This window comes from Pseudomonas sp. UF-293 (genome assembly GCF_058245595.1).
This window is the reverse complement of the sequence record NZ_JBSICA010000024.1, coordinates 52,569-75,973: the sequence shown is the minus strand read 5'-3', so window position 1 is coordinate 75,973 and position 23,405 is coordinate 52,569. Positions and strand designations below refer to the sequence as shown.

Genomic DNA, 23,405 nt, shown 5'->3' with positions numbered 1-23,405 from the left:
GGACATTGTTAAGCACCTTCGCCCTCTTGAGTAGTTGAGTCAATCAACAAGGGCGACAGGTAGCCTGACACGGAGGGGCTTGTAAAAAAGTAAGTCGCCGTCAGGCGAAACCGCCAGCCGCAGCTCCCGAAGCAACGGATATGCCCTCAAGAGCAAGATCAACAGCTACCCCCTCACCCCAGCCCTCTCCCCCAAGGGGGCGAGGGGGAAAGGGAGCCGATCTCCATGGAGAACAGAATCTCGGTCAACCCTTGAGAAACTCGGATACTTTCTGCGCGGCGCTGGCCAAATGCTGTTCATGCGTAAAGCCAGAAGCCTTGAGCGGCTTCAAATCATGATCCCCCGCCCCCAACCAAACCACAGAAATACTCGGCGCTAACGCATACCCCCCAACTGCGTCACGATTGCCAAGCGCATCCCGCTCACCCTGCACAATCAACGTCCGCGTCTTCAAACCAGCCAAATGCTCAACCCGAGGCTTCTCCGGTTTGCCCACCGCATAGAACGGATATCCCAGACACACCAGCGCATCAGCCCCCAACTCATCAGCAAGCAAACTAGCCATCCGCCCGCCCATCGACTTCCCGCCAACAGCCAAAATCCCAGCGACATGACGCCGCACAAGCGCAAACACCTCCCGCCAGCAATCCAACAGTTTCGGCGCAGGATTCGGCGGCCGCTTCACCCCATCCACCCGCCGCTGCGCCATATAGGGAAACTCAAAGCGCAACACGTTGACCCCAAGCCCGGCAAGGCGCCCGGCCATGTCGTTCATCCAGTCGCTATCCATCGGCGCCCCCGCCCCGTGCGCCAGTATCAAGGTTGCCGAGGCCTCACCAACAGCGGCATCCCAAAGCCACCCATGATCACGCACACGTTGCGCCCATTGATCCCCGTCAATACTGGCCTTGTGCTGTTTGTCCATGCTTGCCTCGCTTTTAGTCTGCCTATAACTCCAGACGAAGGATTCGCGCCGTTTGCGCGCGCTCACTTCGGCTGAACCGTGGATGGGGAACCATGAACACTTCTATCAGTACCGCCTACAACTACAAGGTGGTCCGCCAATTCGCCATTATGACGGTGGTGTGGGGCATCGTCGGCATGGGCCTCGGGGTTTTTCTCGCGGCGCAATTGGTCTGGCCGGAACTCAACTTCAATTTGCCCTGGACCAGTTTCGGCCGTCTGCGCCCGCTGCACACCAACGCGGTGATCTTCGCCTTCGGTGGCTGTGCGCTGTTCGCCAGCTCCTTCTACTCGGTGCAACGCACCTGCCAGACGCAATTGTTCGCGCCGCAAATCGCCGCTTTCTGCTTCTGGGGCTGGCAGCTTGTGATTCTATTGGCGGCGATCAGCCTGCCGCTGGGTTACACCAGTTCCAAGGAATACGCCGAGCTGGAATGGCCGATCGACATCCTGATCACCATCGTCTGGGTCGCCTACGCGATCGTGTTCTTCGGCACGATCATGCAGCGCAAAACCAAACACATTTATGTGGGCAACTGGTTCTTCGGCGCGTTCATCATCACCGTGGCGATTCTGCACATCGTCAACAACCTTGAGTTGCCGGTGAGTTTCACCAAGTCGTACTCGGTGTACGCCGGTGCAACCGACGCGATGGTGCAGTGGTGGTATGGCCACAACGCTGTGGGCTTTTTCCTCACCGCCGGCTTCCTCGGCATGATGTATTACTTCGTGCCGAAACAGGCCGAGCGCCCGGTGTATTCGTATCGCCTGTCGATCGTGCACTTCTGGGCCTTGATCACCCTGTACATCTGGGCCGGCCCGCACCACCTGCACTACACCGCACTGCCGGACTGGGCGCAGTCATTGGGCATGGTGATGTCGCTGATCCTGCTGGCACCGAGCTGGGGCGGCATGATCAACGGCATGATGACCCTCTCGGGCGCCTGGCATAAGTTGCGCAGCGACCCGATCCTGCGCTTCCTCGTGGTCTCGCTGGCGTTCTACGGCATGTCGACCTTCGAAGGTCCGATGATGGCGATCAAAACCGTCAACGCCCTCTCCCACTACACCGACTGGACCATCGGCCACGTACACGCCGGCGCACTCGGCTGGGTGGCAATGATTTCGATCGGCGCGCTGTACCACATGATCCCGAAAATCTTCGGCAAGGCGCAGATGCACAGCGTCGGCCTGATCAATGCGCATTTCTGGCTGGCGACCATCGGCACCGTGCTCTACATCGCCTCGATGTGGGTGAACGGCATCGCCCAGGGCCTGATGTGGCGCGCAGTGAACGAGGACGGCACGCTGACCTACTCCTTCGTCGAAACCCTGGTGGCCAGCCATCCGGGCTTTGTCGTGCGGCTGATCGGCGGGGCGATTTTCCTCAGCGGCATGTTGCTGATGGCTTACAACACCTGGCGCACCGTGCGGGCCTCGCAGCCTGCCGACGTCGTCGCTGCCGCGCAGATGGCCTGAGGAGTCCGCCATGAAACACGAAACGATTGAAAAGAACGTCGGCCTGCTGATGCTGCTGATGGTGTTCGCCGTGAGCATCGGCGGCCTGACCCAGATCGTCCCGCTGTTCTTCCAGGACGTCACCAACAAACCGGTGGAAGGCATGAAGCCCTACACCGCGCTGCAACTGGAAGGCCGCGACATCTACATTCGCGAAGGCTGCGTCGGTTGCCATTCGCAGATGATCCGCCCGTTCCGCGCCGAAACCGAACGCTACGGGCACTACTCGGTGGCCGGTGAAAGCGTTTGGGATCACCCGTTCCTGTGGGGTTCGAAACGCACCGGGCCGGACCTCGCCCGGGTCGGCGCGCGCTACTCGGATGACTGGCACCGCGCGCACTTGTACAACCCGCGCAACGTTGTGCCGGAGTCGAAGATGCCGGCCTATCCGTGGCTGGTCACCCAAGCGGTCGACAGCAGCCACACCGAAACCAAGCTGAAAACCATGCGCACCCTCGGCGTGCCGTACACCGATGACGACATCAGCGGCGCGGTCGCCAGCCTCAAGGGCAAGACTGAAATGGACGCCCTCGTTTCCTACCTGCAAGTGCTCGGCACTGCAATCAAGAGCAAGAGGTGAGTCATGGTCATTGAAATGAGTGCAGGCCTGATTCGCGGCCTCGGCACGGTCGTGGTGTTCGTCGCGTTCGTCGGCCTGACCTTGTGGGTGTTCAACCGCAAGCGCAGCCCGGAATTCGCCGAAGCACGCCTGCTGCCGTTCGCCGACGAACCACTACCCGAAACATATTCAGCCCCTGAAACAAGGAGTACCCGGCCATGACCACCTTCTGGAGTACGTGGATCTGCGTACTGACCATTGGCAGCCTGATCGGCCTGACCTGGCTGCTGATCGGCACCCGCCGGGGCGAGACCAAGGGCAGCGTCGACCAGACCATGGGCCACAGCTTCGACGGCATCGAGGAATACGACAACCCGCTGCCACAATGGTGGTTCATGCTGTTCGCCGGCACGCTGGTGTTCTCGGTGGGCTATCTGATTCTGTATCCGGGCCTGGGCAACTGGAAAGGCATCCTGCCCGGCTATGAGGATGGCTGGACCGGCGTGCACGAATGGGAAAAGGAAATGAACAAGGCGGACGCCCGGTTCGGTCCGATCTTCGCCAAATTCGCCGCCATGCCGCTGGAAGAAGTGGCCAAGGATCCGCAGGCGCTGAAAATGGGTGGTCGTCTGTTCGCCTCCAATTGCTCGGTGTGCCATGGCTCGGATGCCAAGGGCGCGTTCGGCTTCCCTAACCTCGCCGACAGCGACTGGCGCTGGGGCGGCGATGCCGAGACGATCAAGACCACCATCATGGGCGGCCGCATGGCGGCGATGCCGGCCTGGGGCGAAGTGTTGGGTGAGGCTGGGGTGAAAAACGTTGCCGCATATGTCCGCCACGAACTGGCCGGCCTGCCACTGCCCGCCGACAGCAAGGCAGATCTGCAAGCCGGGCAGCAGGCGTTCAGTACCACTTGCGTTGCCTGTCATGGCGCCACCGGCCAAGGCACTGCGGCGATGGGCGCGCCAAACCTGACCCATCCGGCCGGCTTCATTTATGGCACCAGCCTGACCCAGTTGGAACAGACCATTCGCCATGGGCGCCAGGGACACATGCCAGCGCAGAATGAGTTGCTGGGCAACGACAAAGTGCAATTGCTTGCTGCTTATGTGTACAGCTTGAGCAATAGTTTGAGTACAGAAAAAACTCTAACTGAAGACACAATAAAATAAATCTTGCGTACACAACTGCCGCGACTTTTTCGCCGCGGCAGTTTCCCGCCCCCTTGCGACGCATTGTCGCACCCCTTGCTACCTCACCTTTCGGTTCGCCTGATTCGGGTCTACGCTTGTTCCAAAGCAGACCGGTGCGTGACTGTTACAGATGCCCCGCAAGCGACGCGTCCGATAAAGCGGCCTGTGGATTTGCCGCAAAGGCAGGCAGTTAACGGCTGTTACGCCGATTGCCTTGTGAAACCCGATCAAGACCTGTTAGCAGGCATCGTTGACGGCGATCCGGACCCGGCGTTTTTTTCACTCACCGAGACATTTTGTCAGAGGCCATTTTTGACCCTACTCGGCGCATGGAAAGGCCGCAGAATCAGCGTTGGAAAGCATTGACCCAGGTCATGGCGCGTTGCAATGACCCCCTGCTTTATACATACTTGCGGCCGATTTTATCCCTATAAAAATACCCAAACCGTGGAACCTTAGAATGAGCACAGCAATCAGTCCGACTGCTTATAACTATAAGGTAGTCCGCCAGTTCGCCATCATGACGGTGGTCTGGGGGATCCTTGGCATGGGGCTCGGTGTCTTCATTGCCTCGCAACTGGTCTGGCCGGAACTGAACTTCGGTCTGCCGTGGACGAGCTTTGGACGCTTGCGCCCGTTGCACACAAACCTGGTGATTTTCGCCTTCGGCGGTTGTGCACTGTTTGCCACTTCCTACTATGTCGTGCAGCGAACCTGCCAGACGCGACTGATTTCCGACAGCCTCGCGGCCTTCACCTTCTGGGGCTGGCAAGCGGTCATCGTCGGCGCCATCGTCACCTTGCCGCTGGGTTACACCACCACCAAGGAATACGCCGAGCTGGAATGGCCGATCGCGATTCTGCTGGCGATTGTCTGGGTCACTTACGGTCTGGTGTTCTTCGGCACCATCACCAAGCGCAAAACCAAGCACATCTATGTCGGCAACTGGTTTTACGGCGCGTTCATCGTGGTCACCGCGATGCTGCACATCGTCAACCACATGTCGCTGCCGGTCAGCCTGTTCAAGTCGTACTCGGCCTACTCCGGCGCCACTGACGCAATGATCCAGTGGTGGTACGGCCACAACGCCGTGGGTTTCTTCCTGACCACCGGTTTCCTCGGGATGATGTACTACTTCGTGCCGAAACAGGCCGAACGCCCGATCTACTCCTATCGTCTGTCGATCGTGCACTTCTGGGCGCTGATCACCCTGTACATCTGGGCCGGCCCGCACCACCTGCACTACACCGCCCTGCCGGACTGGGCGCAATCGCTGGGCATGGCGATGTCGATCATTCTCCTGGCGCCAAGCTGGGGCGGCATGATCAACGGCATGATGACCCTGTCGGGCGCCTGGCATAAATTGCGCACCGACCCGATCCTGCGCTTCCTCGTCGTATCGCTGGCGTTCTACGGCATGTCGACCTTCGAAGGGCCGATGATGGCGATCAAGACCGTCAACTCGCTCTCGCACTACACCGACTGGACCATCGGCCACGTCCACGCTGGCGCCCTCGGCTGGGTGGCGATGATTTCCATCGGCGCGATCTACCACATGATCCCGAAACTGTTCGGCCGCGCGCAGATGCACAGCACCGGGCTGATCAATGCGCACTTCTGGCTTGCGACCATCGGTACCGTGCTCTACATCGCCTCGATGTGGGTCAACGGCATCACTCAAGGCCTGATGTGGCGAGCAATCAACGATGACGGCACCCTCACCTACTCGTTCGTCGAAGCGCTGCAGGCCAGCCACCCGGGCTTCATCGTCCGTGCGCTGGGCGGCGCTTTCTTTGCCAGCGGCATGCTGCTGATGGCTTACAACGTGTACCGCACCGTACGTGCGTCGGATCCGGTTGAAGCCGAAGCCGCCGCCAAGATTGCCGTCGTTGGAGCTCACTGATGAAGCATGAAGCTGTCGAGAAGAATATTGGCCTGCTGGCCTTCTTCATGGTCATCGCCGTCAGCGTCGGTGGCCTGACCCAAATTGTTCCGCTGTTCTTCCAGGACGTCACCAACAAGCCGGTCGAGGGCATGAAGCCGCGCTCGGCGCTGGAACTGGAAGGCCGCGACGTGTACATCGCCAACGGTTGTGTCGGCTGCCACTCGCAGATGATCCGCCCGTTCCGCGCTGAAACCGAACGCTATGGCCACTATTCGGTTGCCGGTGAAAGCGTCTGGGACCACCCGTTCCTGTGGGGTTCCAAACGTACCGGTCCGGACCTGGCCCGTGTGGGCGGTCGTTACTCCGATGACTGGCAACGTGCGCACTTGTACAACCCGCGCAACGTGGTCCCCGAGTCGAAAATGCCGGCTTACCCGTTCCTCGTGGAAAACAAGCTCGACGGCAAGGAAACCGCGAAAAAAATGGAAGTCTTGCGCACCCTCGGCGTGCCTTACACCGACGAAGACATCGCCGGTGCACAGGATGCCGTGAAGGGCAAAACCGAAATGGACGCGCTGGTGGCCTATCTGCAAGGCCTGGGCACCATCATCAAAAGCAAACGGTGAATCTGATGGATATCGGGATGATTCGAGGCCTGGGCACCGTGGTCGTGATGGTGGCCTTCATCGGTCTGGCCTTGTGGGTGTTCAGCCCCAAGCGCAAGTCGGAATTCGACGACGCGACCATGCTGCCTTTTGCCGATGACCCCGAAGCCATCAAGCACGTCGAGCAAGCTTCTAGGAGTAACAAAGAATGACTACATTCTGGAGTCTGTACGTCACAGTCCTCAGTCTCGGTACGATCTTCGCCCTGACCTGGCTGCTGCTGTCGACCCGCAAGGGCCAGCGCAGCGAACAGACGGACGAGACGGTCGGCCACTCCTTCGACGGGATCGAGGAGTACGACAACCCCCTGCCGAAATGGTGGTTCATGCTGTTCGTCGGCACCATCATTTTTGCCCTGGGCTATCTGGTGCTGTATCCGGGGCTGGGCAACTGGAAAGGTCTGCTGCCGGGCTACAACTATCTGGATAACGAGAAACAGACCGCGTTCGCCAACGGCCAGACCGGCTGGACCGGCGTCCACGAATGGGAAAAGGAAATGGCCCGTTCGGACGCGCGCTTCGGTCCGATCTTCGCCAAGTTCGCGGCGATGCCGATCGAAGAAGTCGCCAAGGATCCGCAGGCACTGAAGATGGGCGGCCGTCTGTTCGCGTCCAACTGCTCGGTGTGCCACGGTTCCGACGCCAAGGGCGCCTACGGTTTCCCCAACCTGACCGACGCCGACTGGCGCTGGGGCGGCGAGCCGGAAACCATCAAGACCACCATCATGGGCGGCCGCCACGCGGTGATGCCGGCGTGGGCGGAAGTGATCGGCGAGCAAGGTGTGGCTGACGTAGCGGCCTTCGTGGTGACCAATCTCGACGGGCGCAAACTGCCGGAAGGCACCAAAGCCGACCCGGCCAACGGCCAGAAACTCTTCGCCGCCAACTGCGTGGCCTGCCACGGTCCGGCCGGCAAAGGCACGCCGGCCATGGGCGCGCCGGACCTGACACACCCGGGCGCATTCATCTACGGCTCGAGCTTCGCGCAACTGCAGCAGACCATCCGTTACGGCCGCCAGGGCCAGATGCCTGCGCAGGAACAATTGCAGGGCAATGACAAGGTGCATTTGCTGGCGGCGTATGTTTACAGCTTGTCCCATGGTGAAAAAGCGCCGGAGGCGAAGGCTGAGTAAGGCCAGCGTTTAAAGCAAAAAAGGCCCCGCCAATGGGAATTGGCGGGGCCTTTTTTTGGATGGGTTACGCGTTGAGACGTTTTGTTGATAGACCCGTGCCCACCGTGCCCTGTAGGTTTTCTTCAGCCCGATGAATCGCATCGGATCGATATTCAGGATGAAGCCGACATGCACGAAAGCACACCGTCACAACACTTCCGCCCCTGCCCCGATTATCAAGTCACGCTAGCAAAAACGCCGGCGCAGCCCAACAGTACATTTTCGCAAAACGTCTCGGCCAATCGAGGTAACGATAGCGGTCTGGACAGCCTGGGCGGCGGCAGATTGCCCGGACCCGGGAGACGCAGGGCTCAACCCTTGGGAACGGTGAATTAGCCACCCCAGCAAAACCGTCCATACTCAACAAGTCAATTGATCTGCGTCAGGCTTGTGCGCAATCGCTACACCATCCGCATTTTTTACCCAACGCGACCAAAGGTCGCACCCTTGAGCCAGAGCGGCAGGCGTATCATCGCGCTACTGCAACAGCCTTTTTGACCTCGGTCGGCACGTATCGACCGAGGCATTTTTCCACTGCCGTGGGATGCAATGATGAGCAATCAGATTCCGGTACACGACGTCACGCCACCGAGCAAGAACGCGAACAACAGCGTCGACCTTTATGCCTCGCGAGAAAAAATCTACACCCGTGCCTTCACAGGCTTGTTCCGCAATCTGCGGATGCTTGGCGGTGCGGCGTTGTTTCTGCTGTATTTCGGTACGGTGTGGCTGAACTGGGGCGGTCACCAGGCGGTGTGGTGGAACCTGCCGGAGCGCAAATTCTTCATCTTCGGCGCGACTTTCTGGCCGCAGGATTTCATCCTGCTCTCCGGGCTGTTGATCATTGCCGCGTTCGGCCTGTTCTTCATCACCGTGTACGCCGGGCGCGTCTGGTGCGGTTATACCTGCCCGCAGAGCGTGTGGACATGGATTTTCATGTGGTGCGAAAAGGTCACCGAAGGCGACCGCAACCAGCGCATCAAACTCGACAAGGCGCCGATGAGCGCCAACAAGTTCCTGCGCAAGCTGGCCAAGCACTCGCTGTGGCTGCTGATCGGTTTTGTCACCGGCATGACCTTTGTCGGTTACTTTTCACCGATCCGCGAACTGGTCATCGAGTTCTTCACCGGCCAGGCTGATGGCTGGTCGTATTTCTGGGTCGGTTTTTTCACCCTCGCCACGTACGGCAATGCCGGCTGGTTGCGTGAGCAGGTGTGCATCTACATGTGCCCGTACGCGCGCTTCCAGAGCGTGATGTTCGACAAGGACACGCTGATCGTTTCCTACGACCCGCGCCGTGGCGAAAGCCGTGGGCCGCGCAAGAAAGGCATCGACTACAAGGCGCTGGGGCTGGGCGATTGCATCGACTGCACGATGTGCGTGCAGGTCTGCCCGACCGGCATCGACATCCGCGATGGCCTGCAGATCGAATGCATCGGCTGCGCGGCATGCATCGATGCCTGCGACAGCATCATGGACAAGATGGATTACCCGCGCGGGCTGATCAGCTACACCACCGAGCACAACCTTTCGGGGCAGAAAACCCATAAACTGCGTCCGCGCCTGATCGGTTACGCCGTGGTGCTGCTGGCAATGATCAGCCTGTTGGTCGCCGCGTTCTTCATGCGCTCACTGGTCGGTTTCGACGTCAGCAAAGACCGCGTGCTATACCGCGAAAACGCTGAAGGCCGGATCGAAAACGTCTACAGCCTGAAGATCATGAACAAGGATCAGCGCGACCACACTTACCTGCTGCAAGCCGAGGGCTTGCCGGACCTGCGCCTGCAAGGCCAGCGCGAGATCAAGGTTGCCGCCGGCGATATCGTCAGCATGCCGGTCGAGTTGTCGAGCGCACCGGAACAACTGCCATCGAGCACCAACGAGGTGAAATTCATCCTCAAGGACGCCGATGACGACAGCGTCCACGTTGAAGCCAAGAGCCGATTCATCGGCCCACAAATCCGTTGAGAGAATTTTGAACATGCCCGCTGCGAACGCCGCAAGTCCCTGGTACAAGCACCTCTGGCCGTGGATCATCATCGCCATCCTCGCCTGCTCGGTGGCCTTGACCCTGTCCATGGTGACCATCGCGGTGAACAACCCGGACAATCTGGTCAATGACAACTATTACGAGGCGGGCAAAGGCATCAACCGTTCACTGGATCGCGAGCTGCTGGCGCAGACCCTGAAACTGCGTGCAGCGGTGCATCTGGATGACGTGACCGGTGAAGTCGATCTGCGCTTGAACGGTGACAGCCAGCCGCAAACCCTGGAATTGAACCTGATCTCGCCGACCCAGCCGGAAAAGGATCGCAAGATCGTGCTGACCCGCAGTGACAGCGAAAGCGGGCGCTACATCGGCCAGTTGAGCGACAAGGTTGAAGGGCGGCGGTTTGTCGAGTTGCTCGGAAGCCAGGATGAGCACGTGTGGCGCATGTTCGAAGAAGAGCTGGTCAGCCATGACAAGGAACTGCTGCTGGGTGACGAGCCATTGCAGGGTGCCGAAGACCTGAAAAAATAAAACCTGCGCTTCGCGCATTCGCGAGCAGGCTCGCTCCCACAGTGGATCTTCTGTGTTCACAAAACCTGTGGTAGCGAGCCTGCTCGCGAAGAGGCCCTTGCGGACGACATAAACTTTCCTGATGACCAGCCCAACCCCCTGCTACCACTGCGCCCTGCCCGTCCCATCGGGCAGCCGCTTCACCGCTGTCGTCCTCGGACAATCCCGCGAGTTCTGTTGCCCGGGCTGTCAGGCGGTGGCCGAAGCCATCGTCGCCGGTGGCCTGGAAAGCTATTACCAGCATCGCAGCGAAGCCTCGGCCAATCCCGAAGCGCTGCCGGTGCAACTGACCGATGAACTGGCGCTGTACGACCGCGCCGACGTGCAGCAACCGTTCGTGCGCCACGAAGGCGATCTGGCCGAAACCACCCTGTTGATGGAAGGCATCAGTTGCGCCGCTTGCGGCTGGCTGATCGAGAAACACCTGCGCACTCTGCCCGCCGTCGCCGAAGCGCGGCTGAACCTGTCCAACCATCGCCTGCACGTACGCTGGGCCGATGCACAACTGCCGCTGAGCCAGATCCTCGCCGAACTGCGCCACATCGGTTATGCCGCTCACCCATACCAGGCCGACCGCGCCAGCGAACAATTGGCCAGCGAGAATCGCCTGGCCCTGCGCCAACTCGGCGTCGCCGGGTTGCTGTGGTTTCAGGCGATGATGGCGACCATGGCCACCTGGCCGGAATTCAACATCGATCTGAGCCCGGAGCTGCACACGATCCTGCGCTGGGTCGCGCTGTTTCTGACCACACCGATCGTGTTCTACAGCTGCGCGCCGTTCTTCAAAGGCGCGATGCGCGATTTGCGCACCCGCCACCTGACCATGGACGTGTCCGTATCGCTGGCGATCGGCAGCGCTTATATCGCCGGGATCTGGACGTCGATCACCGGCATCGGCGATCTGTACTTCGATGCGGTCGGCATGTTCGCGCTGTTTCTTTTGGCCGGGCGCTATCTGGAACGCCGCGCCCGCGAACGCACCGCTGCTGCCACTGCGCAACTGGTCAACCTGTTGCCGGCCTCGTGCCTGCGCCTGGATAGCGATGGCCAGAGCGAACGCATCCTGCTGAGCGAGTTGTGTGTAGGCGAGCGGATTCTAGTGCAGCCGGGCTCGATTCTGCCGGCTGACGGCAAAATCATTGATGGCCAGTCGAGCATCGACGAATCGCTGCTGACCGGCGAATACCTGCCGCAGTCACGCACACTGGGCGATGCGGTTACTGCGGGCACGCTTAATGTCGAAGGCGCATTGACCGTGCAAGTGCAGGCGCTGGGACAGGACACGCGTCTCTCCGCGATCGTGCGCCTGCTCGATCGCGCTCAAGCGGAGAAACCGCGTCTGGCGGAAATCGCCGACCGCGCCGCGCAATGGTTTTTGCTGCTGTCGCTGATTGCGGCGGCAGTGATCGGCCTGCTGTGGTGGCAGCTCGACTCAGCGCGGGCGTTCTGGATCGTCCTCGCCATGCTGGTGGCGACCTGCCCGTGCGCGCTGTCATTGGCGACGCCGACCGCCCTCACCGCCGCCACCGGCACCCTGCACAAACTCGGGCTGCTGCTGACCCGTGGCCATGTGCTGGAAGGCTTGAACCAGATCGACACGGTGATTTTCGACAAGACCGGTACGCTCACCGAAGGCCGGCTGGTGCTGCGCTCGATTCGCCCGCTCGGCGCGCTCGACAGTGAGCAATGCCTGAGCCTAGCTGCTGCGCTGGAAAACCGTTCGGAGCACCCGATCGCCCGGGCGTTCGGCCGTGCGCCACTGGCCGCCGAGGACGTGCACAGTACGCCGGGGCTGGGCCTGGAAGGCGTGGTCGGTGAGCAACGCTTGCGCATCGGTCAGGCGCCGTTCGCCTGTGCCCTGAGCGGCGCGGCGCTGCCGTCGCTGCCCGATGAAGCCGGTCAATGGTTGCTGCTCGCCGACACTCAGGGGCCGCTGGCATGGTTCGTCCTTGACGACCGCCTGCGTGACGATGCCCCCGCTCTGCTCGCGGCCTGCAAAGCGCGAGGCTGGCGCACCTTGTTGTTGTCCGGTGACAGTTCGCCGATGGTCGCCAGTGTCGCCGCCGAACTAGGCATCGACGAGGCCCGTGGCGGCTTGCGTCCCGATGACAAACTGCAAGTGCTGCAGCAACTTCATCGCGAAGGTCGCAAGGTGTTGATGCTCGGCGACGGCGTCAACGACGTTCCGGTGCTGGCTGCGGCCGATATCAGCGTGGCCATGGGCTCGGCCACCGATCTGGCGAAAACCAGCGCCGATGCGGTGTTGTTGTCCAACCGCCTCGACGCCCTGGTGCAAGCCTTTACACTGGCGCGGCGCACGCGCCGGGTAATCATCGAAAACCTGCTGTGGGCGGCGCTGTACAATGGCCTCATGTTGCCGTTCGCCGCCCTCGGCTGGATCACACCGGTGTGGGCGGCGGTCGGTATGTCGATCAGTTCGCTGACCGTGGTGCTCAACGCCCTGCGCCTGACTCGCCTGCCGAGCGCGCCGGCCGCCGGCAGCCCGACCCAAACCCGCCCGCTGCCGGCCTGAGCCGCGCGGGCCTGGAGTTACCGATGCCAGCTCTCTACGTGATGATTCCCGCTGCCTTGCTGATCGTTGCCATCGCCGTGTACATCTTCTTCTGGGCGGTGGACAGCGGTCAGTACGATGATCTCGACGGCCCGGCGCACAGCATCCTTTTTGACGATCAGGACCCCAACCACACCGCTGCCGTGGACGAAGCCAACGCCGGCAAACCGGACGACAAGGCGCCACCCCATGCTTGAACTGGCGCCTCTGCTGGTTTCGGCGCTGATTCTTGGCCTGCTCGGTGGCGGCCATTGTCTGGGCATGTGCGGCGGTCTGATGGGCGCGCTGACCCTGGCGATTCCCAAGGAACAGCGCAGCCGGCGCTTTCGCCTGTTGCTGGCGTATAACCTGGGGCGGATTCTCAGTTATGCCACGGCGGGATTGCTCATCGGCCTGGCGGGCTGGGCCGTCGCCAACAGTCCTGCGGCGCTGTTCATGCGCGTGCTGGCCGGGTTACTGCTGATCGCCATGGGTTTGTATCTGGCCGGCTGGTGGAGCGGGCTCACCCGTATCGAAGCACTCGGACGTGGTTTGTGGCGCTTCATTCAACCGGTGGCGAATCGCTTGCTGCCGGTTTCCAGCCTGCCCCGCGCCTTGCTGCTCGGTGCGCTGTGGGGCTGGCTGCCGTGCGGACTGGTTTACAGCACGCTGTTGTGGAGCGCGAGTCAGGGTAATGCGCTGGACAGTGCATTGCTGATGCTTGCGTTTGGTCTCGGCACCTGGCCGGTACTGCTCGCCACCGGGCTGGCGGCTGAGCGGGTCACGGCGATCCTGCGCAAACGCAGCGTGCGCGTGGCGGGTGGCTTGCTGGTGATTGTGTTTGGCCTGTGGACCTTGCCCGGGCCGCATCAGCATTGGCTCATGGGCCATTAAAAGCAAAAGATCGCAGCCTTCGGCAGCTCCTACAGGAGGTCGCACTCCAAGGTAGGACCTGCCGAAGGCTGCGATCTTTTGACCTTGTGCTGTTGATGCAAATCAACAGCCCCATCGCCGCCCCCCGATAGACTCGCCACACTGCCAGCCTATCCGGGGGAATGCCCGCATGCTCGACGCCATTCGTTGGGACTCTGATCTGATCCGCCGTTACGATCTGGCGGGGCCACGCTACACCTCGTACCCGACTGCCGTGCAATTTCACGGTCAGGTCGGCACCTTTGACCTGTTTCATGCCCTGCGCGACAGCCGCAAGGCACAGCGGCCGTTGTCGTTGTACGTGCATGTGCCGTTCTGCGCGAACATTTGCTACTACTGTGCCTGCAACAAGGTCATCACCAAGGATCGCGGTCGCGCGCAGCCGTATCTGCAACGGCTCGAGCAGGAAATCCAGCTGATTGCCTGCCACCTCGACCCTGCGCAAACCGTCGAGCAACTGCATTTCGGTGGCGGCACGCCGACCTTTCTCAGCCACGACGAGTTGCGTCAGTTGATGGCGCACCTGCGCAAGCATTTCAATCTGCTCAACGATGATTCCGGCGATTACGGTATCGAAATCGACCCGCGCGAAGCCGACTGGTCGACCATGGGCCTGCTGCGCGAACTGGGTTTCAACCGGGTCAGCATTGGTCTGCAGGATCTTGACCCGGCGGTGCAACGTGCGGTCAATCGCCTGCAGAGTCTGGAAGAAACCCGCGCGGTGATCGATGCGGCGCGCACTTTGCAGTTTCGCTCGATCAACATCGATCTGATCTACGGCCTGCCAAAGCAGACACCAGACAACTTCGCTCGCACCGTCGAGGAAGTGATCAGTCTGCAACCGGATCGTCTTTCGGTATTCAACTACGCGCACCTGCCGGAACGCTTCATGCCGCAACGGCGGATCAACAGCAGCGAACTGCCGAGCCCGGCGCACAAGCTGGAAATGCTCCAGCGCACCATCGAGCAACTGACCGCTGCCGGTTACCGTTACATCGGCATGGACCACTTCGCCCTGCCCGATGACGAACTGGCCATTGCCCAGGAAGAGCACACCCTGCAACGCAACTTCCAGGGTTACACCACCCATGGCCATTGCGATCTGATTGGTCTGGGCGTTTCGGCAATCAGCCAGATTGGTGATTTGTACTGCCAGAACAGCAGCGACCTCACTGCCTATCAGAACAGCCTCGCCAGCGCGCAACTGGCGACCAGTCGCGGCCTGGTGTGCAACGCCGACGACCGCTTACGCCGCGCAGTGATTCAGCAACTGATCTGCAATTTCAAACTCGAATTCGCCGAGATCGAGCAGCAGTTCAACATCGATTTTCAGGGCTACTTCAGCGCGCTGTGGCCGCAGCTGCAAGGCATGGCCGAGGATGGCCTGATCAGGCTCGAGCGCGAGCGCATCGAGATGTTGCCGGCGGGCCGACTGCTGGTGCGCTCGGTGTGCATGGTCTTCGATGCGTACCTGGAGCAGCAGAACCGCCAGCGTTTCTCGCGAGTGATTTAAGGCTTGGTCAGCAACGAGCCGACCTTGAGGTTCTGATCAGGACTGAGCGCCGACTGGTTCATGACTTTCGACAAGGAAAGGTTGGCAGTGATCAGGCCACTGTTGAGGGCGGCGATAGCGCCCCGCAGCGCGGCGAGCTTGTTGATCTTTTCCTCGTTGGAGAGGGTTCTGTCTGACATGACCGCCGCCATGCGTGCTTTTTTTTCGATGATTTCTTTTTGGATCTTGCGAATCATCTTCAGCAACTGCTGGATGTTCTCCGGCAAGCCACTGTTGTCGATGTCACTGTTTTCACCGCCGACAGCGGCAGATTTGGCGATGGCCGCCCCGGACAGCGACACTTTGACGCCCTCGACCAAGGTCGGGGTTGCCGTATTCGACAAGTCGTCATCGTGGCTGATCGCAGCGTCGGTATGGGTGATCTCCGGCGCGGCAGCAACGCCGCTGCTACCGGGGCCTAGCGTGCCAATGGCGGTCATCGGGGCCTTCCGTGGATGGATGCTGATAGCTGTTTATCGGCCGCAGGTGCTGCGGCTTTATGTCTGTGGGACAACGCCGCCGCGTGCTGGCCTGAATGTCCTCGCGTGAGTTACCCTTACGGCTTATGTGTGTTTTCCCACAAGGATTGAAGAAATGTCCGAGCCAGTCAAACTGCGCGCTCACAATCAGGCCCATTGCAAGGATTGCAGCCTGGCCCCGCTCTGCCTGCCACTTTCGCTGAATCTGGAAGACATGGACGCGCTGGACGAAATCGTTAAACGCGGTCGCCCGCTGAAAAAGGGCGAATTTCTTTTTCGCCAGGGCGACACCTTCGATTCTGTTTATGCGGTTCGCTCGGGCGCCCTGAAGACTTTCAGCCTGAGCGATGCCGGCGAGGAGCAACTGACTGGCTTCCACCTGCCAAGCGAACTGGTCGGACTGTCGGGCATGGACACTGAGAAACACCCGGTGTCGGCCCAGGCGCTGGAAACCACTTCAGTCTGCGAAATCCCCTTCGAGCGTCTCGACGAACTGGCCCTGCAATTGCCACAACTGCGCCGCCAGTTGATGCGGGTGATGAGCCGCGAGATTCGTGACGACCAGCAAATGATGCTGCTGCTGTCGAAGAAAACCGCTGACGAGCGCATCGCTACTTTCCTGGTCAACCTGTCGGCCCGCTTCCGCGCTCGCGGCTTCTCGGCCAACCAGTTCCGCCTGAGCATGTCGCGCAATGAAATCGGTAACTACCTGGGCCTGGCGGTGGAAACCGTGTCGCGGGTGTTCACCCGTTTCCAGCAGAACGAGCTGATTGCCGCCGAAGGCAAGGAGATCCACATTCTCGACCCGATCCAGCTGTGCGCGCTGGCCGGCGGCTCGATCGAAGGCTGATCACGACCCGCGGTTGAGCGAATCGTTTCAGCCGCGGGTATACTGCGCCGTTTGCAGCCCTGCCAGGACACACCGATGGTCTTCGACTCCTTCGACATCAAATCCCTGATCCGCCCCGTGATCGACTTCCCGAAACCGGGCGTGATCTTTCGCGACATCACCCCGCTGTTTCAGTCGCCAACGGCCCTGCGCCTGGTGATGGACAGCTTCGCCCATCGCTACGTTGAAGCCGACTTCACCCACATCGGTGCGATGGATGCCCGTGGTTTCCTGATCGGCTCGGTATTGGCCTATCAGTTGAACAAACCGCTGGTGCTGTTCCGCAAGCAAGGCAAACTGCCGGCGGACGTGCTGGCAGAAGGTTATGCGACCGAGTACGGCGAAGCGTTTCTGGAAGTGCACGCCGACAGCCTGTGTGAAGGCGATTCGGTGGTGATGTTCGATGACCTGATCGCTACCGGCGGGACGTTGATTGCAGCGGCCAACCTGATTCGCCGCATGGGCGCGCGGGTCCATGAAGCGGCGGCGATCATTGATCTGCCAGAGCTGCAAGGTTCGCAGCGTCTTGAGGATATGGGCATCCCGACGTTCTGCCTGACGCAATTTGCTTTGACCGATAAATAATCAAGATCAAAAGATCGCAGCCTTCGGCAGCTCCTACACAGGGATCCGCATTTCCCTGTAGGAGGCGCCGAAGGCTGCGATCTTTTGTTTTACAGCCCCATCTGCTTGCTGATGATTTCATTCATCACTTCCCGCGTCCCGCCGCCAATCGACAGAATGCGGTTATCCCGATACAGCCGCTCCACCAGGCTTTCGCGCATGTAACCGAGCCCGCCAAGAATCTGCACGGCTTCGGTGGTGATCCGGTCCGAGGTGTCGGTGGCGAAGTTCTTCGCCATGGAAATCTCCTTGATCACGCTCTGCCCCGCCGCCATTTTTGCCGCTTGCCGATAAGTGAACTCGCGCGACACTTCCAGCGCCGTGGCCATTTCGGCGAGGCGATGTTTGATCACCTGAAATTTGCCGATGGGTTTACCGAACGCCTCGCGCTCGCGCGCCCATTTCAGGCTCTCCTCCAGCGCCAATTGCGCCGTCATGTTGGCCATCAGCGCCAGGGCCAGCCGTTCGCTCTGGAAATTGCCCATGATGCAGGCGAAGCCCATGTTTTCTCCGCCAATGAGGTTTCCTACAGGCACGCGGCAATCGTCGAAGAACAATTCAGCGGTGTCCGACGCCCACCAGCCCATTTTCTTCAATTGCCTACCGACACTGAAACCCGGCGTGCCCTTCTCGATCAGCAACAAACTGATGCCGCCAAACCCCGGCGCACCGGTGCGCACCGCGACGGTGTAGAAATCGGCGCGCACACCGCTGGTGATGAAGGTCTTGCTGCCGCTGACCCGGAAGAAGTCGCCGTCACGCACGGCGCGGGTTTGCAGGTTGGCGACGTCTGAACCGCCGCCGGGTTCGGTAACCGCCAAGGCGCTGATTTTTTCGCCGCTGAGCACTTGGGGAACGACCCGCTCTCGCACTTCAGGCCGCGCCCATTTGACGATCGGCGGCAAACCGATATCCAGCGAACCCAGCCCCGCTACCAGGCCGCCAGAGCCGCAGCGCATCAGTTCCTCACTGGCGGCGACCTTGGCGAACAGATCGCCTTCATGGCTGCCGCCAAGCGCTTCGGGATAACCGATGCCGAGAATGCCTGCCGCGCCGGCCTTGAGGTACAGCTCACGGGGAAAGCTTTCGGCTTCTTCCCACTGATCGATGTCCGGCAGGATCTCGCGTTCGACAAAACGTCTGACGCTGTCGCGGACCAATTGGTGGCTGGGGTCGAAGTATTCCTCAAAGGCAGGCATGGGCGAGCTCCACGGAAGGGTTCGCCGACGTTAACCGAGCGCTTGCTTGGTTATCAATGAAATTGTGTGAATCAGGTGGACCGCGGCGCGCCATTCGCGAGCAGGCTCGCTCCCACAGGGGATTTGTGAACGACACAAAACCAATGTGGGAGCGAGCCTGCTCGCGAAGGCGTCAGTTCAGACGCCGCAAATTCAGAGGGAAATCGGTTTACGCCCGGCAAACGAATGCGCCAGCGTGCCGCCGTCGACCAGCTCCAACTCACCGCCCAGCGGTACGCCGTGGGCGATCCGCGAGGCGACCAGACCTTTGTTGTTGAGCAACTGCGCGATGTAGTGCGCGGTCGCCTCGCCTTCCACGGTCGGGTTGGTGGCGAGGATGACTTCAGTAAAGGTCCCCGCCTCTTCAATCCGCGCCATCAATTGCGGAATGCCGATCGCTTCCGGCCCCAGGCCGTCGAGCGGCGACAGATGCCCCTTGAGCACGAAATAGCGACCACGAAAACCGGTCTGCTCCACCGCATAGACATCCATCGGCCCTTCGACCACGCAAAGCAGCGTGTCATCGCGGCGCGGGTCGGCGCATTGCGGGCACAGATCGTCTTCGGTCAGCGTGCGGCACTGGCGGCAATGGCCGACGCCCTCCATGGCCTGGCTCAAGGCCTGCGCCAGACGGGTGCCACCGCTGCGATCACGTTCGAGCAACTGCAACGCCATGCGCTGAGCGGTTTTCTGACCTACGCCCGGCAAAGTGCGCAGGGCGTCGATCAGTTGGCGAATCAAAGGGCTGAAGCTCATGGGTAAACAGTCCGACTAAACAACGAGACGCGGTTTATACCCGCGCCTCTGGCCAGCGTCAAATCCTCAGTCCTGGGCGACCCGGACCACCAGTTTGCCGAAGTTGCGCCCTTCCAGCAGACCGATGAACGCCTCGGGTGCCTGCTCCAGGCCTTCGACCACGTCCTCGCGGAACTTGACCTTGCCGTCGCGTACCCACGGCACCATGTGGCTGATGAATTCCGGCTGACGATCACCGTAATCGTCGAAGACGATGAAGCCCTGAATACGCACACGCTTGGTCAGCAATGTGCGCTGCAGCATCGGCAGGCGATCCGGGCCAGTGGGCGCCTCGGCGGTGTTGTAGCCGGCGATCAGGCCGCACAACGGGACGCGTGCCTTGGGGTTGAGCAATGGCACCACCGCATCAAAGACATGGCCGCCGACGTTCTCGTAGTAAATGTCGATGCCGTTGGGACAGGCCTTGGCCAGTTGCTCGGCGAAGTCGTCAGCCTTGTGGTCGACGCAGGCATCAAAACCCAACTCCTCGACCACGTATTTGCACTTCTCGGCCCCACCGGCCACGCCGACCGCGCGCAGGCCTTTGATCTTTGCCACTTGGCCGACCACCGAGCCGACGGCGCCGGACGCCGCAGCCACCACCAGGATTTCGCCTTCTTTCGGCTGGCCGATGTCCATCAGGCCCATGTACGCGGTCATGCCCGGCATGCCCAGTACGCCGAGGGCCATCGACGGGCTCGGCAGGCCGGCCGGGATCGGCATGATATTGCGACCGTCGCTGATGCTGTGGCTCTGCCAACCGGTGGCGCCAACCACCAGATCACCGGTGTGGAATTTCGGGTGATTGGACTGCTCGACCCGGCTGACCGCGCCGCCAGTCATGACTTCGCCGATTTGCACTGGCGCAGCGTAGGACGGTGCGTCGCTCATGCGTCCGCGCATGTACGGGTCCAGCGACAGGTACAGGGTTTTCAGCAACACCTGACCGTCCTGCAGATCCGGCAGCGCCTCGCGCTCCAGACGGAAGTTCTCCGGGGTCGGCGCGCCGGTCGGGCGCGAGGCGAGGACGAAGCGTTGGTTGAGGGTAATAGGGTCGGACATGTCAGCGTCTCCTGTGAATGGGGAATTCGGTGTATAGGGAGCAGACCTTGGTAGCGGTGGTGTGTTCGATGTTTCTTCAGTTTTGCCGAGGTGAGTTCATTCGCGAGCAGGCTCGCTCCCACAGGAGAATGCATTCCAAATGTGGGAGCGAGCCTGCTCGCGAAGGCGTCAGTCCAGCCGGCACATGTCCATCAGGCAGAAACAAAAATGCCAGGCGCGATGCCTGGCATTTTGTGTAGCTCATCTGCCGCCCAATGGCGAATCAGAATGGCAGTTTCATACCCGCTGGCAGGTTCATGCCGGCGGTCATGCTGCCCATTTTTTCCTGGCTGTTGGCTTCGATCTTGCGCACGGCGTCGTTGACGGCGGCAGCGACCACGGCTTCCAGCATCTCTTTGTCGTCTTCGCTCAGGCCTTCGACCAGGCTTGGGTCGATGCTCACGCTTTTCACGTCGTGACGACCGGTCATCACCACGGTGACCATGTCGCCGCCGGCCTTGCCGGTGACTTCGGCGTTGGCCAGTTCTTCCTGCATCTTGGCCATTTTTTCCTGCATCTGCTGCGCCTGCTTCATCAGGCCGGCCATGCCACCTTTCATCATGGGAATCACCTCAAACGTACTTGGATAAAACAGCGCCCGGCCATCGAAGCCGAGCACCTTCAGTTATTAGCCTTGGGTGACCAAGGCGTCGACAGGTTCAATAGTATCGCTTCGCACCACCGCGCCGAACTGCTGAACCATCTGCTGGATGAACGGATCACCGTGGATCGACTCCTCGGCCTCGCGCTGACGATTGGCGCGGCGGCGCGAGGCAGCCTGAGCCGGGGTTTCCTGCTCGGGCTTGATCAGCTCGATGGTCAACGTCAGCGTGCGCCCGTGGAACTGGTTCAACGCATCGTTTAGGCGGCGCTGCTGCGTGGCGTTGAACAGGGCGCTGTGGGCCGGATCCAGGTGCATCAGCCAATGATCACCATCGACCGCAATCAATGTGCAGTTGGCGGCGATACTGCCGGTCATGCCGGAAATCGGCAGTTTCGGGAACAGCTCCAGCCATTGCAGGGCCAGACCGGTGGCCGGTGCGGCGGCAGGTTCCGGCTCGGGCTCAGGTTCGGGATCGGCGGCGTGCTCGCTGGCCAGTTCGTCGAGGTAGCTGTAGGCCGAATCCATGTCCGGCTCGATGTAGTCTTCATCCAGCGGCGGTTCGTCGTCCATGTCCATGCCCGGCGTAGCGGCATCGACGTCGGCAACGGACGGCTCGGGAATTGGCGCAGCGGCCCACTCCGGCGCATCCGGCACCACGCTGTCCGGGGTCGGCAGCGGCATCGGCGGCAGTTCAGGCTGCTCGCCGGCGGTTTCCAGCACCGGCTCGACGGCGGGTTGCTGTACCGGCGCCGGCTCGGGCTCGGCCTCAACCGGGTCGTTCCACGGCAGATCGACCACGGCTTCGACGGCGACTGGCTCAGGCTGCGGTTGCGCTTCGACAACCGGCGCAACAGGTTCTGGCTCGGCAGCCGGCGCCGCTACCGGTGCGGGCGCAGGTGTGGGCGCAACAACGGCAGCGACCACCGGCGCAGGCTTCGGCGCGGCAGCCACTGAGTTTACGGAATCAACTGTGGCCTGGCTGATCCCCACTGGCTTTAGCGGTTGCCTCGGCGCGTCCGCCGTATCCGCCGGGCGGAACGCGAGCATCCGCAGCAAGACCATTTCGAAACCGCCGCGCGGGTCCGGCGCCAGCGGCAAATCGCGACGACCAATCAGGCCCATCTGGTAATAGAACTGCACATCTTCGGCCGGCAGCGCCTGGGCCAAAGCCAACACGCGGTCACGGTCGCCGTGGCCATTGTCGACCCCTTCCGGCAACGCCTGAGCGATGGCCACGCGGTGCAGCACGTTGAGAATTTCCGAGAGCACGCCGTTCCAGTCCGGACCTTGCTCGGCCAGATGCCGCACGGCTTCGAGCAGCGCCTTGGCGTCGCCTTCGATCAGCGCATGCAGCACGTCATAGACCTGACCGTGATCCAGCGTGCCGAGCATCGCGCGCACGTCGGTAGCGAGGACCTTGCCTTCACCGAACGCGATGGCCTGATCGGTCAGGCTCATGGCGTCACGCATCGAGCCGTCAGCCGCGCGACCGAGCAGCCACAGTGCATCGTCTTCGAACGGGACGTTTTCAGCCGTCAAAACGTGGGTCAAATGCTCGACTACACGCTCGGGCGTCATGTTCTTCAGGGAGAACTGCAGGCAGCGCGAAAGAATCGTTGCCGGAAGTTTCTGCGGATCGGTGGTCGCCAGGATGAACTTGACGTAGGGCGGCGGCTCTTCGAGGGTTTTCAGCAGCGCATTGAAGGAATGGCTGGAAAGCATGTGCACTTCGTCGATCAGGTAGACCTTGAAGCGCCCACGGCTTGGCGCGTACTGCACGTTATCGAGCAGTTCGCGGGTGTCTTCGACCTTGGTGCGGCTGGCGGCGTCGATCTCGATCAGGTCGACAAAACGGCCTTCATCGATCTCGCGGCATACCGAACACTCGCCGCAGGGGCTGGAAGTGATACCTGTCTCGCAGTTCAGGCACTTGGCAATGATCCGCGCGATGGTGGTCTTGCCGACCCCGCGCGTCCCGGTGAACAGGTAGGCGTGGTGCAGCCGTTGGCTGTCCAAGGCATTGATCAGAGCCTTGAGCACATGGGTCTGGCCGACCATTTCGCGGAACGAGCGTGGACGCCATTTACGTGCAAGAACCTGATAACTCATCGAAAACCGTCGCAGC

23 protein-coding genes are annotated in these 23,405 nt (G+C 61.1%); 16 read left to right on the top strand and 7 right to left on the bottom strand.

What is annotated here, in order from left to right:
- Positions 1-244: 244 nt before the first annotated feature.
- Positions 245-925 carry an alpha/beta family hydrolase gene (locus AC4IHP_RS21570; RefSeq protein WP_490832696.1) on the bottom strand — a complete coding sequence of 227 codons (681 nt, stop codon included), beginning with the start codon at positions 923-925 and terminating at the stop codon, positions 245-247.
- A gap of 92 nt (positions 926-1,017) precedes the next feature.
- Between AC4IHP_RS21570 and ccoN (AC4IHP_RS21565) the strand changes: the two genes are divergently transcribed.
- From ccoN (AC4IHP_RS21565) to hemN, 14 genes are all read left to right on the top strand, one after another.
- On the top strand, positions 1,018-2,442 hold the full coding sequence (ccoN, locus tag AC4IHP_RS21565; protein ID WP_024012337.1) for a cytochrome-c oxidase, cbb3-type subunit I: 1,425 nt from the start codon (positions 1,018-1,020) through the stop codon (positions 2,440-2,442).
- 10 nt (positions 2,443-2,452) lie between these two features.
- Positions 2,453-3,061, top strand: a complete 609-nt coding sequence (gene ccoO, locus AC4IHP_RS21560) for a cytochrome-c oxidase, cbb3-type subunit II (RefSeq protein ID WP_003223389.1) — start codon at positions 2,453-2,455, stop codon at positions 3,059-3,061.
- Between the two features lie 3 nt (positions 3,062-3,064).
- Positions 3,065-3,262 carry a cbb3-type cytochrome oxidase subunit 3 gene (locus AC4IHP_RS21555; RefSeq protein ID WP_460117841.1) on the top strand — a complete coding sequence of 66 codons (198 nt, stop codon included), beginning with the start codon at positions 3,065-3,067 and terminating at the stop codon, positions 3,260-3,262.
- Positions 3,259-4,212: a cytochrome-c oxidase, cbb3-type subunit III gene (gene ccoP, locus AC4IHP_RS21550; RefSeq protein ID WP_460117839.1), complete on the top strand. Its 954-nt coding sequence runs from the start codon at positions 3,259-3,261 to the stop codon at positions 4,210-4,212. Before AC4IHP_RS21555 ends, ccoP (AC4IHP_RS21550) begins: the two co-directional genes overlap by 4 nt.
- A gap of 481 nt (positions 4,213-4,693) precedes the next feature.
- Entirely contained in the window at positions 4,694-6,136 is a 1,443-nt protein-coding gene (gene ccoN / locus AC4IHP_RS21545; RefSeq protein WP_039763035.1) for a cytochrome-c oxidase, cbb3-type subunit I, read from the top strand.
- Positions 6,136-6,744: a cytochrome-c oxidase, cbb3-type subunit II gene (gene ccoO / locus AC4IHP_RS21540; RefSeq protein ID WP_007917161.1), complete on the top strand. Its 609-nt coding sequence runs from the start codon at positions 6,136-6,138 to the stop codon at positions 6,742-6,744. Before ccoN (AC4IHP_RS21545) ends, ccoO (AC4IHP_RS21540) begins: the two co-directional genes overlap by 1 nt.
- 5 nt (positions 6,745-6,749) lie before the next feature.
- A complete protein-coding gene (locus tag AC4IHP_RS21535; RefSeq protein WP_016775513.1) occupies positions 6,750-6,935 on the top strand; it encodes a CcoQ/FixQ family Cbb3-type cytochrome c oxidase assembly chaperone in 186 nt (61 codons plus the stop codon).
- Entirely contained in the window at positions 6,932-7,915 is a 984-nt protein-coding gene (ccoP, locus tag AC4IHP_RS21530; RefSeq protein WP_125918526.1) for a cytochrome-c oxidase, cbb3-type subunit III, read from the top strand. The genes AC4IHP_RS21535 and ccoP (AC4IHP_RS21530) overlap by 4 nt, the downstream gene beginning before the upstream one ends.
- 591 nt (positions 7,916-8,506) lie before the next feature.
- Entirely contained in the window at positions 8,507-9,922 is a 1,416-nt protein-coding gene (gene ccoG / locus AC4IHP_RS21525; protein ID WP_490832695.1) for a cytochrome c oxidase accessory protein CcoG, read from the top strand.
- 13 nt (positions 9,923-9,935) lie between these two features.
- The gene (locus AC4IHP_RS21520; RefSeq protein ID WP_064363876.1) at positions 9,936-10,475 is read left to right on the top strand and encodes a FixH family protein; all 540 of its coding nucleotides are present in this window, start codon (positions 9,936-9,938) and stop codon (positions 10,473-10,475) included.
- Positions 10,476-10,596: 121 nt separating this feature from the next.
- Positions 10,597-13,047: a heavy metal translocating P-type ATPase gene (locus AC4IHP_RS21515; protein WP_490832694.1), complete on the top strand. Its 2,451-nt coding sequence runs from the start codon at positions 10,597-10,599 to the stop codon at positions 13,045-13,047.
- A 23-nt stretch (positions 13,048-13,070) separates the two neighbouring features.
- Entirely contained in the window at positions 13,071-13,283 is a 213-nt protein-coding gene (gene ccoS, locus AC4IHP_RS21510) for a cbb3-type cytochrome oxidase assembly protein CcoS (RefSeq protein ID WP_039763029.1), read from the top strand.
- The gene (locus AC4IHP_RS21505; RefSeq protein WP_076566961.1) at positions 13,276-13,959 is read left to right on the top strand and encodes a sulfite exporter TauE/SafE family protein; all 684 of its coding nucleotides are present in this window, start codon (positions 13,276-13,278) and stop codon (positions 13,957-13,959) included. Before ccoS ends, AC4IHP_RS21505 begins: the two co-directional genes overlap by 8 nt.
- Positions 13,960-14,128: 169 nt before the next feature.
- Positions 14,129-15,511, top strand: coding sequence for an oxygen-independent coproporphyrinogen III oxidase (gene hemN / locus AC4IHP_RS21500; protein WP_490832693.1), 1,383 nt, complete (start codon positions 14,129-14,131; stop codon positions 15,509-15,511).
- On the opposite strand, the gene AC4IHP_RS21495 is transcribed toward hemN, so the two are convergent.
- Entirely contained in the window at positions 15,508-15,990 is a 483-nt protein-coding gene (locus tag AC4IHP_RS21495) for a hypothetical protein (protein ID WP_460117827.1), read from the bottom strand. The genes hemN and AC4IHP_RS21495 overlap by 4 nt on opposite strands.
- 154 nt (positions 15,991-16,144) lie before the next feature.
- On the opposite strand from AC4IHP_RS21495, the gene fnr reads away from it, so the two are divergent.
- Complete coding sequence (gene fnr / locus AC4IHP_RS21490) at positions 16,145-16,879, top strand: fumarate/nitrate reduction transcriptional regulator Fnr (protein WP_016773865.1); 735 nt, start codon at positions 16,145-16,147, stop codon at positions 16,877-16,879.
- Between the two features lie 75 nt (positions 16,880-16,954).
- Positions 16,955-17,503, top strand: coding sequence for an adenine phosphoribosyltransferase (locus AC4IHP_RS21485; protein WP_007918333.1), 549 nt, complete (start codon positions 16,955-16,957; stop codon positions 17,501-17,503).
- A gap of 89 nt (positions 17,504-17,592) precedes the next feature.
- Here the strand turns inward: AC4IHP_RS21485 and AC4IHP_RS21480 are convergent, their stop codons facing one another.
- The 5 genes from AC4IHP_RS21480 to dnaX all read right to left on the bottom strand — a co-directional run bounded on the left by AC4IHP_RS21480 (position 17,593) and on the right by dnaX (position 23,389).
- Positions 17,593-18,741 (bottom strand): acyl-CoA dehydrogenase family protein, encoded by a 1,149-nt coding sequence (locus tag AC4IHP_RS21480; protein ID WP_490832692.1) that lies wholly within the window; start codon positions 18,739-18,741, stop codon positions 17,593-17,595.
- A gap of 192 nt (positions 18,742-18,933) precedes the next feature.
- Positions 18,934-19,536 carry a recombination mediator RecR gene (gene recR, locus AC4IHP_RS21475; RefSeq protein WP_016773861.1) on the bottom strand — a complete coding sequence of 201 codons (603 nt, stop codon included), beginning with the start codon at positions 19,534-19,536 and terminating at the stop codon, positions 18,934-18,936.
- A gap of 66 nt (positions 19,537-19,602) precedes the next feature.
- Positions 19,603-20,637: an NADP-dependent oxidoreductase gene (locus AC4IHP_RS21470; RefSeq protein WP_490832691.1), complete on the bottom strand. Its 1,035-nt coding sequence runs from the start codon at positions 20,635-20,637 to the stop codon at positions 19,603-19,605.
- A 262-nt stretch (positions 20,638-20,899) separates the two neighbouring features.
- Positions 20,900-21,238, bottom strand: coding sequence for a YbaB/EbfC family nucleoid-associated protein (locus AC4IHP_RS21465; RefSeq protein ID WP_003223337.1), 339 nt, complete (start codon positions 21,236-21,238; stop codon positions 20,900-20,902).
- A 66-nt stretch (positions 21,239-21,304) separates the two neighbouring features.
- Positions 21,305-23,389 (bottom strand): DNA polymerase III subunit gamma/tau, encoded by a 2,085-nt coding sequence (gene dnaX, locus AC4IHP_RS21460; RefSeq protein WP_490832690.1) that lies wholly within the window; start codon positions 23,387-23,389, stop codon positions 21,305-21,307.
- Positions 23,390-23,405: the final 16 nt, after the last annotated feature.